The 13,097-nt window shown below is 33.3% G+C and carries 8 protein-coding genes; 3 read left to right on the top strand and 5 right to left on the bottom strand.

The annotated features are described in order from the left end of the window. Positions 1-3 precede the first annotated feature (3 nt). Positions 4-1,515, bottom strand: a complete 1,512-nt coding sequence (locus RB618_RS01775) for a GH3 auxin-responsive promoter family protein (RefSeq protein WP_308067220.1) — start codon at positions 1,513-1,515, stop codon at positions 4-6. 240 nt (positions 1,516-1,755) lie between these two features. On the opposite strand from RB618_RS01775, the gene RB618_RS01770 reads away from it, so the two are divergent. Beyond that, the gene (locus RB618_RS01770; protein ID WP_308067219.1) at positions 1,756-2,550 is read left to right on the top strand and encodes a DUF2797 domain-containing protein; all 795 of its coding nucleotides are present in this window, start codon (positions 1,756-1,758) and stop codon (positions 2,548-2,550) included. A gap of 247 nt (positions 2,551-2,797) precedes the next feature. Next, entirely contained in the window at positions 2,798-3,880 is a 1,083-nt protein-coding gene (locus RB618_RS01765) for a glycosyltransferase family 9 protein (RefSeq protein WP_308067218.1), read from the top strand. Between the two features lie 128 nt (positions 3,881-4,008). Here the strand turns inward: RB618_RS01765 and RB618_RS01760 are convergent, their stop codons facing one another. The 3 genes from RB618_RS01760 to sppA form a co-directional block, all read right to left on the bottom strand. Further along, complete coding sequence (locus RB618_RS01760) at positions 4,009-6,612, bottom strand: AsmA-like C-terminal region-containing protein (RefSeq protein ID WP_308067217.1); 2,604 nt, start codon at positions 6,610-6,612, stop codon at positions 4,009-4,011. Between the two features lie 174 nt (positions 6,613-6,786). After that, positions 6,787-7,734, bottom strand: a complete 948-nt coding sequence (locus RB618_RS01755) for an alpha/beta fold hydrolase (RefSeq protein WP_308067216.1) — start codon at positions 7,732-7,734, stop codon at positions 6,787-6,789. Between the two features lie 13 nt (positions 7,735-7,747). Beyond that, complete coding sequence (sppA, locus tag RB618_RS01750; RefSeq protein WP_308067215.1) at positions 7,748-9,505, bottom strand: signal peptide peptidase SppA; 1,758 nt, start codon at positions 9,503-9,505, stop codon at positions 7,748-7,750. 138 nt (positions 9,506-9,643) lie between these two features. Between sppA and folK the strand changes: the two genes are divergently transcribed. Beyond that, a complete protein-coding gene (gene folK, locus RB618_RS01745; protein ID WP_308067214.1) occupies positions 9,644-10,777 on the top strand; it encodes a 2-amino-4-hydroxy-6-hydroxymethyldihydropteridine diphosphokinase in 1,134 nt (377 codons plus the stop codon). A 104-nt stretch (positions 10,778-10,881) separates the two neighbouring features. Here the strand turns inward: folK and RB618_RS01740 are convergent, their stop codons facing one another. Next, positions 10,882-13,071, bottom strand: coding sequence for a T9SS type B sorting domain-containing protein (locus RB618_RS01740; RefSeq protein ID WP_308067213.1), 2,190 nt, complete (start codon positions 13,069-13,071; stop codon positions 10,882-10,884). Positions 13,072-13,097 lie beyond the last annotated feature (26 nt).

The following is a 13,097-nucleotide window of genomic DNA, read 5'->3' as shown; positions in this document are numbered from 1 at the left end:
TTTTTAGCACATTTCTTTCAATTGTTCCAAATAATCTCTCTGATTCGAAAGTCTCGGAATCTTATGCTGACCACCAAGTTTATCCCTTTCTTTCAGCCAATCGTAAAAAAGATTTTCGCGGGCAACATTAACCACCAAAGGATTTAAGGTCATGTTGTTGTAGCGTTTCGCTTCGTAATCTGAATTTAGGGTTTGCAAGGTTTCATCCAGCACTTTTTGGAAAAGTCCCACATCGGCAGGATTTTTCTTGAATTCGATCATCCATTCGTGAGCACCTTTTTCTTTATCATGCATAAAAATAGGAGCAACCGTATAATCGATAACTTCAGTTTGAGTCACCTGACAAGCTTTTGCAATAGCTTGATCAGTATTTTCAACCATTAATTCTTCGCCAAAAACATTAATATGATGTTTGGTTCTTCCCGTTACTCTAATTCTGTACGGATTTAAAGAAGTAAAACGAACCGTATCGCCAATTAAATAACGCCACAAACCAGAATTTGTAGTAATAACTATGGCGTAATTTTTATGCAATTCGACATCAGCCAGACGAACCACTTTTTGGTTTGGAGTGCCAAAAGTATCCATTGGAATAAATTCGTAGAAAATACCGTAATCCAGCATTAACAATAAATCGCTCGAATTATTCAAATCCTGAATCGCAAAAAAGCCTTCAGAAGCATTGTATATTTCGTAATATCTAAAATCCTTGCTTGGCAATAATTTTTTATATTGTTCTCTATAAGGAGAAAAACTTACGCCTCCGTGAAAGTAAACTTCCAGATTTGGCCAAAGTTCTAATAAACTTTGTTTTCCAGTATTTTCTAAAACCTTATTCATTAAAACCAGCATCCAAGAAGGTACTCCAGCAAAACTGGTTACATTTTCATTTTTAGTTTCGTTGATAATGGCAGCAATTTTAGTTTCCCATTCGCTCATTAGCGAAGTTTTGCTGCTTGGCGTACTGCTGAATTCAGCCCAAATAGGCATGTTTTCAATCAAAATTGCAGATAAATCACCAAAGAAAGTATTGTTGTTTTCGTAAATCTGAGAGCTTCCTCCTAAACGAAGACTTTTTCCTAAAAACAATTCAGAATCTTCATTATTATTCAAATAAAGACACAAAAGATCTTTACTTCCTTTATAATGGCAATCTTCAAGAGCTTCGTTACTTACAGGAATAAATTTACTTTTTGCATTTGTGGTACCACTCGATTTGGCAAACCATTTAATTGGCGTTTCCCAAAAAACATTTTGTTCGCCCAAACGAGTACGCTCAATTAGCGGCTGCAATTCCTCATAAGTAGCAATCGGAACTCTTTCTGCAAATGTCTGATAAGAATTAATACTCGAAAATTCATATTTTTTTCCAATAACTGTATTTTCAGAAGCCGTCAATAAGTTATGCAATAATTCTTCCTGAACTTCATTTGGGTATTTTAAAAAAAGTTCTATTTGATGAATCCTTTGTTTAAGGACCCAAGATGCAAACGAATTGATAATAGATAAAGGCATGGATCTGTTTTTTAGTTAACTGATTTTAGGTTTTAAATCTTACAATCTGTGTAAAACAAAAAACTTAAAATTTGAATATCGAGAGACAAATAGTAACTTTGTCTTCATATCAAAAATAATATTTTTTTGTAATAAACAATCCGATTTAAGGTAAAGATTCTAGCTAATAAGTCGAATTTTAACACAAAAATTTTAAATCTTTTGATAAATCTGAATCAGCAATTATAAATAAAAAAGCGAATGCAATATCAAGGCGTACTGACAAAAATGCAAACTGAACTTGGAAGCCCAATTCAATATTATTTGGTTTTCGAAGATAGTTTCTTAAACGTGAATCAATTATTAGATAAAGAAATTGAAATCAATTTTGTAGGTTTCCAATGCTTGAATTGCGGTAAAAAGAAAAAAATATACCGACAAGGTTTTTGTTACGAATGCTTTTATTCGAGTCCGGCTGTTGGAGATTGGATTATGAGACCAGAATTGAGCACTGCACATTTAGGAATTGCAGATAGAGATTTGGAATATGAATCTAAAGCACAACTTCAGCCACACATTGTATATTTGGCTTCTGCATGCGAAATAAAAGTTGGTGTAACACGTAAATCACAGGTTCCAACGCGTTGGATCGATCAAGGTGCTTCTCAAGCTATTGCAATTGTTGAGGTGCCGAATCGATATTTGGCAGGAATAACCGAAGTTGCTTTAAAAGATCATTATACAGACAAAACCAATTGGAGAAAAATGCTGCAAAACTCTGTTGAAAGTTTTGATTTGATTGCTGAAAAAGCCAAAATAGAAAGTCTCATTCCTGAAGAAGTCAAAGATTATTTTTATGCTGAAAAAAACGATGTTTACGAACTCCAATATCCTGTTTTAAACTATCCTATAAAAGTGAATAGTTTAAACTTAGATAAAACTCCTTCTTTCAGCGGAAAACTAACAGGAATTAAAGGTCAGTATTTGTTATTCGAGAACGGAACGGTTTTTAATGTTCGTGGTTCTGAAGGTTATGTTGTTACAATAAACGTCTAGGTTTATCGGGGAATTGTCGATATTTTTTGTGTAACTGTCTATTAATTTGTTAATTACGTTATTATTTGTTGTAATTTTAACACAATTCCAAAAACGAAGAGATGTAAATATTGATACATTTGATTACAATTTTGTAACAAATGCTTATTGGAAGAATTTATTTTTAGAAAAGAAAAGGAGGTAGATTTGAGTCTGTCGCTATTTCTAAAATATAATCAAGATTTATAATTTATAAATTATTCCATAAATGAGTATTTTAAGTAAAATAAATGTACACAGACGTAGCATAATGCGTAATCTGACCAAGAATGTTGGAAAAGCAAAGATGCAGGACGATTTTATTTTGGTCGATAAGAATGAAATCAAAAGAGTTCTTATTTGCAGACCAAATGGACGGTTAGGAAATCTTTTATTGATTACACCACTCGTTCAGGAAGTGTCAGAAATGTTTCCAAATTGTAAAATTGATTTATTTGTAAAAGGTACATTAGCTCCAATTATTTTTGAAAAGTACGATGTCGTTGATAAAATAATACATTTGCCTAAAAAACCATTTAAAAGTTTAGTGGAATACTCAAAGGTTTGGATTTCATTAAAAAAAGCACATTACGATTTAGCAATTAATGTTGATCAAAACTCCTCTTCTGGACGATTGGCGGTTCAGTTTTCAAATGCCAAATACAAGTTTTTCGGAGATTCAAGTGAAGAATTGGCAAATCAAAAAAATGATTTTGAACATATTGCAAAGTATCCTGTTTATAATTTTCGAAACTATTTGTCAAAACTGAGAATGCCAACAAATAGTAATAAAATAATTGCTCCTTTAGATCTTAAATTAACTGCTTCGGAAGTTGTAGAGGGCAGAAAAATACTAGGCGAACTGACGAATAACGATAAGAAAACAATTTGCATTTTTACTTACGCAACAGGAACAAAATGCTTGTCAGAAGAATGGTGGGAAAAATTCTATTCTCAACTGACTGCAGAATATAAAGACTATAATATTGTTGAAATTCTGCCTGTAGAAAATGTTTCTCAAATTGGATTCAAAGCGCCAACATTTTATAGTAAAGATATTCGCGAGATAGGATCAGTTATTGCAAATGCTGATTTGTTTATTGGTGCAGATAGTGGAATTATGCATTTATCGAGTTCGGTACATACACCAACGATCGGACTGTTTTCGGTATCTAATTTAAAAAAATATGAACCTTATGATAATTGCAGTCTTGGTATAGATGTAAATCTTTATACGAAGAAACAATACATAAAAACAATACATTCAATTTTGAATAACGGCAGGTTAAGTAGTTATTCAAGAGCTATATAAAAACAAGAAAATCCTGTTCATTCGAACAGGATTTTCTTGTTTTTTAAGATGCTAAGGTGCTGAGGTTCTAAGTTTTTTTAGCTTTAGAAAAGCTTAGCGCCTTAGAACCTTAGCATCTCAGGACCTTTTTAAGGATTCTTCTTCTTAAACAATCCATTCAATAAATCACTTGCTTTTTTAGTTACTTCTTGAGTTTTCTGCTCTTTTTCAGTTTTAGCAGCCTGAGTCGTATCTTTTGCTTTAGTGTTTTTGTTGATCAAATCGGTAAGGGCTGAAGTCCCTTTTTGAGTCAGTTTTTCTTTCTGCTGATTTACCAATTGTGTTGTTAAATTATTTACAGCAGTTTTCATATCTGTACTGATTTTAGGATTTGAAAAATTACCAGTCAAAGAAGCATTGATTGGAATATTATCCAGTTTTGCCGCATCAGCAGGAGACATTTTTGAAATTAAATTATTGGCTTCAGTTCCTAAATATTTGGCAGGAACATCAAATTTTAAATTGTAGTTCATCGTTTGATCGAAACCATGAGTTCCTCCAACAGTTACTTTAATATCTTGGTATTTAATATCAAAAGGTTTAACATTTACTTTTCCATTATCAAAAGTTAAAGCAGCTTTAATGTCATTCAAGTTCACTTTATTTAAATCAAGAAACTTAACATTCGAACTTAATGCAGTAAGCAAAGTAGAGTTTTTCGAGTTTACTGTAGTAGACAGTAATTGTCCGATTAAATCTCCTGAAATCGATTTAAGGTCTGGAGTCAATTCTTTTGCATCCAAATTACCATTCAGTTTGATAGTTGAATTTAATTTTCCATTAATGATTCCAGCAATTGGAGCGATTTTTTTCATCATTTCCAATTGCGTAAAAGTCTGTGCAATATCAACTTGATTAAATCCTAAATTCATATCAAACGTAGGTACTTTTTCTTTTGTAGAAACTGCTCCATTAAGGCCAATAGATCCTCCGAAAATATTTGTTTTAAAGTTTTCTAGAGTTGCTTTTTCATCTTTAATAAGCAATCTTCCAGAAACGTCTTTTAGTTTTAGATTATCATATAAAACCGTTGTTGCTTTTGCATTTAATGTACAATTTAAGAAAGCAGGAATCTTCATTGCATCAGCAGGTTTTGCTGGAGTTTTTGTTTCCTCTTTAGCAGGTTCGCCAGCAGTCATAAAATCATCAACAGCCAATTGGTTTGAACTCATATTGAAGTTTCCTTTCAGCTCTTGTTTTTTAAACATAAAACCGTAGAAATTTTCTAAAACTCCATTAATGCTGATATCACTTTTTCCAGTCGTAGCATCAAACTGTTTTAAGTTAATTCTGCTCGGATTGAATTCAACCAGCGCCGTGCTGATGTTCATCGATTTATTGTTTTCGTCAGTATATTTAAATCCAGACAAACTCATTGTACCAGCATTTTTGATGTTTTGGTATTGGCTTTTTTCTACAGAAGCCATATCAAAATTGGTAGTAACGTCTGCTTTTAAAATACCTGCCAATGGTTTATCCATTTTAATAGGATACGCTTTTGAAAGATTAGCCAAGTTGATTGTTCCTTTTAAAGCCGCATCAATAATAGGATTTACAGTAATGTTTTTGATATTCGCTTTAGCGTTGAAAACATCTTGATCAATTCTAAAAGATAACTTATCTAGGTTTACATAAGTATCATTTAAAATTCCAGTTTCGTTAATGATTTTTGTGTCAATTACAATATTTTGAACCGATTTTGGAAGGTTAGGATATTGGAAAGAGCCGTTGTTTGATGCAATTTCAATATTGAATTTAGGAACAGTTGTGTCTGTCAATTCACCTTTTGCAAAACCATTTACAGTAAAATCTCCAGTTGTTTTTACGCCGTCTAAGCCAGCAGCGTAAGCCGAAGGAATTAAACCTAAGAAATTGGTAAACGATGAAGTAGGAGTTTTAAACTTTAAATCATAAATCTGAGCTTTCTCAGCCATTTGAATGAATCCATCAAATTCTAATGGCAACTGATTGATTAAAGCTTTATTTTCTTTGAAAGTATATTTGCTTTTTTCTAAATCAATTCCAAGAACAGCATCTAAAGTTAGTTTCACATTTTTCATGTAATTTATTTTATCCATGTCCAATGAAACTTTTGCTGTAGATTTTGTAGTTAAATCAAGTTTTGAATTGGTAAAATCTCCAGTTCCTTCGTGATTTAAACTGTCAATTACCATTTTAATTTTAGAACCTTGATCGATGTATCTAAAAGTAAAATTCTCAATTTTATAGTTTTGAATTTTCAATGCAAGTGGTTTGCTTGCGTCCTCTTTTTTATCTTCTTTTTTGTCTTTTAGAGCAATATCGAAGTTTCCGACACCATCTTTGTTGAAGATAATATTTACTAATCCATTTGTAGAACTAATTCCCTGAATGCTTAAAGGCTCTTCTTTTCCTTTGAAAAGCTCTTTAATACTCATTTTTAAATTCAATTCTCCAAGCGAAACCAAAGTATCGCCTTCAAAAGGGGCTTTGTTGATGATAACTAATTTCTCGATTCCAACTGTTGCGTTTGGAAAATTCTTAAATAAACTTAAATCGGCATCTGTAAAACTGACTTTGGCATCAACACTTTCATTGATAGCTTCAACAATTTTAGCTTTGATTTGGTCTTTAAACAAAAACGGAATGGCAAATAATGCAGCAACAAATACCACAAGAACTATGGCACTTATTTTTAAAACTTTTTTTAGCATATAAATAGATTTGAGGGTTTACATTTTAAAATCGACTCCTGCAAAAATAGTTTTTTTTACTAGAGTTTAAAGATAAAGTTTTCTTAATTATGTAAGAAAATTATTAAAATTGTTAAATAAAAAAAATCCGTTGAGAACTATTTTCAAAACGGATTTTTTAGGGTGTTTATTTTATTATTTCTGAATAAATGAAACTATTTTCTCAATTAAGACTTCTGAAATAGGAAGGGTCTCATTATTGTAACTGGCTAAATTGGCCTCTTGGCCACCATCAACAATTTTCATGATGTGATTCATCTTGTCAATAATCTGCAAGTCTGCATTTTTGTTTGCCTGTTTTAAATTTTCGGCATCTTTTACTGCAATCTGAATATCATTATTTCCCTGTACTATTAAAACAGGAATAGTAAGCTTTTGTATTTCGGTCTGCGGATTGTATTTGAACCAAGAAATAAGATAAGGCTGAATGCTTGGTCTGAAAAGTGAATTCAGCATTGGATCGACTTTTTTTACTTCAAATCCGTTTTTTAAACTATCAATAATAGGGAAGGTTAAATCGTTAAGCGGTTTCATTGACTTTGCGCCAATCTGCGTTTTTAAAATCTGATCTGCTGGTTCGCCTGCACCTGCGATCGAAATAAATTTATCTGCTTTTGCACTGGCAACCATTCCAATCAAAGAGCCTTCGCTGTGACCAATTATAATTATTTTAGAAAAACGTTTATCCTGTTTTAAATAATTAATCCAGCTTTTTGCGTCTTGAATGTAATTTTCAAAAACCAGACTGCTTTCAGATCCTCCAGCAGCTTTACTTTCTCCAATAGCTCTTTTGTCGTAACGTAATGATGCAATTCCGTTTTTAGCCAAAGCCTCTGCAAGCATTTTCAACGAATTGTTTTTCATCATCGGATTATTTCCGTTTCTGTCCGTTGGGCCAGAACCTGCAATGATTAAAGCAACTGGAATTTTTTTGGTCAAGTCTGGCGTTGTCAATGTACCAAAAATTTGATCGTTATTGATCTTTAAAATCGCTGGCGTTTCCTTAAACGTGATTTCTTTTTTGGTTTGGGCGTTTAAGAAACTCCAAAACAAAACCGTTAGAAAAAGAATTACTTTATTCATCTTTTAATCCGAATTAATAAATATTGATTCCGTAAGGCAATATCGCTTGTATTCCTTTTTGTTTTTGGAATTTTTTCACCTGTTCGATAAGAAGGTAGTTTTCTTCTCCGATTTCTTCTTTTATAAATGCCTCTTTTGATTTTGCAAAAGGAAGATTGCCTAAAAGATCGTTTAAGGTTTTTTCGTATTCAGGATAATTTTGAGTACTGTAATTTTTTACTTTAGCGATTCTAGCTGCTTCGGCAATTGCATCATTCAATCCGCCTATTTTATCAACTAAACCAATTTTTAACGCTTCAGTTCCAGACCAAACTCTACCTTGGGCAATAGCATCAACTTGTTCAAAAGTCATTTTACGGCCTTCGGCAACGTGGCTTACAAAAGTGTTGTAGATTTTTTCAACTCCTTCTAAGGTAAAAGCTTTGAATTTTTCATCGACTGGTAAAAACGGACTGTAGTTTGCCGAATTCTCATGCGTTTTAACCTGTTCAGAGTTAATTCCTAATTTGTTAGCCAATGGGCTAAAGTTTGGCAGCATTCCGAAAACTCCAATAGATCCTGTGATAGTGTTATTTTCAGCAAATATTTTATTGGCGTTACACGCAATATAATAGCCGCCAGAAGCGGCATAATTACCCATAGAAACCACAACAGGTTTTACTTTTTTCGTAATTTCTATTTCTCTCCAAATTAAATCAGAGGTTAATGCGCTTCCGCCAGGACTATCAATTCTAAGAACAATTGCCTTAACGTCATCATTTTTTCTTGCTTCTTGTAAAGAACGGCGCATTGAACCTTCACCAATAGTATTTACATCTCCTTCACCACTTCCAATTTCGCCTTGAGCGTAAATAATAGCAATCTGATCTGTTGCACTATTAGCTAATGCTGTTGTAACATTGTTTTGAGTATAATCTGAGATTGAAATTTTATTGTAATCTTCGTCTTTATCTACTTTTAGCGCTTTTCTGATAGCATCATGATAAACATCTTCGTAAGCAATAATATCAACCAAATGCTGTTGTTTGGCCATTTCAGGAGTTCTTGCTAGGAGTCCGTTTGCAATTTCGTTTAATTTAGGCAACGGAATATTTCTGCTTTTTGAAATATCAGTAGAAACAGTTGCCCAGATGGAGTTTAAAAGCGCAGTGATTTGCTCTCTGTTAGCATCACTCATTTTGTTTTCTAAGAAAGGTTCAACGGCACTTTTATATTTTCCGTGACGAATGACTTCCATACGAATTCCTGACTTATCCTGAAAATCTTTAAAGAACATAATTTCAGAAGAAAGACCTTTAAAATCAAGATCTCCAGCAGGGTTTAAATAAATGGTGTTGGCAACAGAATTTAAATAATATTCTTTTTGCGAATAAGTGTTAGCGTAAGCCCAGACAAATTTTCCAGATTTTTTAAAGCTTTCTAGAGCATTTCTTAAATCTTTATATTGTGCAAGACCAAGAGAAGATTCATCATTTAAGATCGAAATACCTTTAATATTGTCGTCTGTTTTTGCCGCTTCAATGGCATTGATAACATCGGTCAATCCGATGCCTTTTTTGTCTGAAAAGACAGTTACCCAAGGATCTTTATATTTCCCCGCGTAATCATTTTTAATTTCTTTTAAATTTAATTCAATAACCGAATCCGATTTGACAGAAACACTGTCGTCTCCGCCAAAAATGGCTCCAATAAAAATTACTCCAAAAAAGAAGAGCATAATAAATACAAAAATACCAATTACTGTGGCAATTACATTTCCTAAAAACTTCATATGTATATTTTTTTAATAAGTAGCGAAAAAGGGCAAAATGTTACAAATTAGACATCTAAATTTAGGATTAGATTTGAGACGTCGTTTCACAAATATATTGGTTAATTCTAAAATAGTTTTAGTTAATTTGCATTAATTATGAAATTACAGCATCAAGTCGTTTTATCGATAGGCAGCAACCAAGGCAGCAGACTAGAAAACATTCAGAAATGTATTGATTTAATACACCAAAATGTGGGGACTGTTATACAGGTTTCAAAACTTTATGAAACTCCTGCATGGGGTTTTGAAAGTGATGCTTTTTATAATTGTGCGCTTCTTTTGCATACTAATTCATCTGCACAAAAAATACTCAATCAGATTTTAAAAGTCGAAAAAGAACTGGGAAGAATCCGTTTGAATCAAGAAGGATATCAGTCGAGAATTATAGATGTTGATTTGATTGCTTTTGATACTGAAATAATTGATACCGAAAAACTTCAGGTTCCGCATCCGCTAATGCAAAATAGGAATTTTGTTTTGCTGCCAATGCAGGATTTAAAGCTAAATTGGAAACACCCGATTTTGCAGAAAACAGTTTCGGAATTGATTGCAATTACTCCAGATGAGAGTGTATGCACAGTTGTTCAGGATTTGAAAAGTCCGATTAGTGAAATTCTGCTAAATCAGTTTAATTATGTGGCTTTTGAAGGAAATATCGGAGCAGGAAAAACAACTCTTGTGCATAAAATTGCAGAAGATTTTAACGGAAAAATGGTTTTAGAAAGATTTGCTGATAATCCGTTTTTGCCAAAGTTTTATAAAGATCAAAACCGATATGCATTTCCTTTAGAAATGTCATTTCTTGCCGATCGTTATCAGCAGTTAGCCGATGATCTGGCGCAGTTTGATTTGTTCAAAGATTTTATAGTTGCAGATTATCATATTTTTAAATCACTGATTTTTGCAAAAATTACGCTTGCTGAAGATGAATATCGTTTGTACAGAAATCTATTCGATATTATTTACAAAGAAATGCCAAAACCAGATTTGTATATTTATTTATATCAAAATACAGATCGTCTTCTTCAAAATATCAAAAAACGCGGACGAGTTTATGAACAGAATATTGAAGCTGCGTATTTAGAAAAAATCAATAATGGTTATTTAGAATACATGAAATCCCAAACCGATTTGAATGTTTTAATCATTGATGTTTCTGACCGTGATTTTGTGAAAAAACACGAAGATTATCTTTATATTTTAAATGAAATTAAGAAGAAGCTTAATTGAAATGGGGCAATTAGATAATTAGAAAATGAGACAATTAGATAATTTTCTGAATTTATCGTTTCAAATTATCTAATTATCAAATTGGCACATTGACTAATTAAAAATCATCTTTTTAATGTAAAATGTCCTTTTAAAACGGGCATTGAATCATCTACTTTTAAAGCGTACCAATAATCAGAAGCAGGAAGCGCAACTTGGTTTAAAGTGCCGTCCCAGCTCATTTTAAAACGGCTTAATTGTGCTATTAGCTTTCCGTAGCGATCAAAAATCGTAACTACAGCCTGAGGATAATTCTCCATTCCGGTTACTTCCCAGACATCGTTGTAAGTATCATTGTTTGGAGTAAAAAAAGCAGGAAAAACAAGTACGACAAATTGTTTAGTAGTTCCACCGCATCCATTTTTTTCTCGCGCATAAGCAGTTTGCAATCCGCCAGGAACATCGTAAAAAACAGTTGAATCTTGATAATTAACACCGTCAACAGAATACTCAAAATAATTTTCTGCTTTTGCAGGATAAATTATGGCTCTTGTTCCTTCAACATCAATACGCGCAATTTGAGGAATCATATGTTCTTCGACCATAATTGTTTTTGTGCTCGAACAGTTTTCGGGGCTCGTAACAACGACGGTATATTTGCCTCCTTTGCTAACTGTAATTTGTTGAGTAGATTCGTTAGCATTTGACCATAAATAACTCATTCCAGAAATTCCTGCATCTAATGTAATAGATTGGAACTGGCACAAAGGCAAAGTTTCATCTGTAACAGCAGGAGGTGTGTTAATTACAATGTTTATAGGGGTTCTAGTTGTATTTGTGCATCCATTATTTGATGCCTCGGCATAGTAGGATGTATTGGAGGAAATTGTTGGAGTTGTAAAAGTTGTTCCTGTAAAAACACTTGTTCCGTCAGTTGGAGAAGTAAACCAGTTTATTGTTCCAATATTTGAAGTTGCTTTAATTGTTAAAGATCCCGCACCACAATTAGTATAAGTGTCTTTTTCTGCTATTGGAGTTGCGGGAGTTGTATTTACAGTTGCTTTTACTGACTTGCGATTGGATTCGCAGCCGGCATCAACATAATAAGTTGTAGTTGTGGCTATTGTGGTTGTGGTATAAGTTGAACCTGTTGCTAATAAATTTCCGCCAACAGCAGCATCAAACCACCTAATTGTTGCTCCAGCAGTTGCCGTTGCATTAAAAGTAAAACTTCCCGAATCACAAACTGGGGTTGGGTCAATAGCAGGAGTTGCTATAGGAATTGTGATTTTGGTGCTAGCAGCAATTTCTAGCGGAGCTTCGCCTGACATTCCACCATATTCTACAATATATCCTTTTGGCTGATAAGCATCTCCAGGTGTAAGTGAACCTGTATTTGATAAATCATTCCAAGAGCCTCGTATTCCAACACCCGGCTGAGTAATGTGCGCATAATCTTCATCACCTTGCTGGTTGGGTTCGCCTGTGTTCCAAAAAGCATAATTTGGAGTCGAGCCATTTGAATTTCCGTTCCAAAAAACAGTTCCGGTTTCTGGGCCAGTAACCCATTTCCAGACACCTTCTGTTTCGGCATCACTTCCTCCAATCCAACCAGTTCCAGAAGCTTGCTCGCCAATTAGTTTGGCTTCATCGGCAGATAAAATGGTAGCTAAGTAGCCTTGAAGACCGTAGTAAGTGCTTGAAGTGGCTAAATCTCTTGCATTTGTCCAAGTAACCCCTATATTTGGAATAAAGAGATAATAATGTCCGGTAGAAGGCAAATAATTAGCTTGTCCAATTGTAATAGAAAATGTTCTTGTTCCGCTAGCTGTTGCAGAAGAGTTAGTAAAGACAACATCTTTTACCGCTGACACAAAATCGGCATAAGAAATTTCAGAAGCAGTTGTTCCTGACAATCTTAGTTTTCCCGAAGTAGCGTCCCAACTGCTTACAATATTAGAATGCAAGGTTGGGTTTGTTAGCTCTAATCGGTCAAATCCATTTGAATATCCAGACGAAATTTGAATATAAAGTACTTGTGTTCCGTTTTCGGCAATGTCATGATCAATTCTAAAGTCAGTTACAATGTTGATTGATGTCTGTGGGCAATAAAATTGATCTCCGTGCGCAATAAGTTTTGGAGGGTCAATTACGAAACTGCTTTTCTTTTGTTTTTTTATTTTTGAATTTATACTTGGTTTTGAGAAGTATTCATTCTTTTTGTTAAAAGTTTTTATATTTTCATTTGCATTAGAAAAATTAAAACTTAAAACGGAAAATAAAAAGAAAAAGAGTGCTAATTTGATATTCTTCATTCGCTAAAAATATCAATTAATTGAGA

It is taken from the genome of Flavobacterium sp. LHD-85 (assembly GCF_030929595.1).
Classification (GTDB): domain Bacteria; phylum Bacteroidota; class Bacteroidia; order Flavobacteriales; family Flavobacteriaceae; genus Flavobacterium.
Note: the sequence above shows the minus strand (reverse complement) of the source record. Positions and strands in the feature narration are given on the sequence as shown.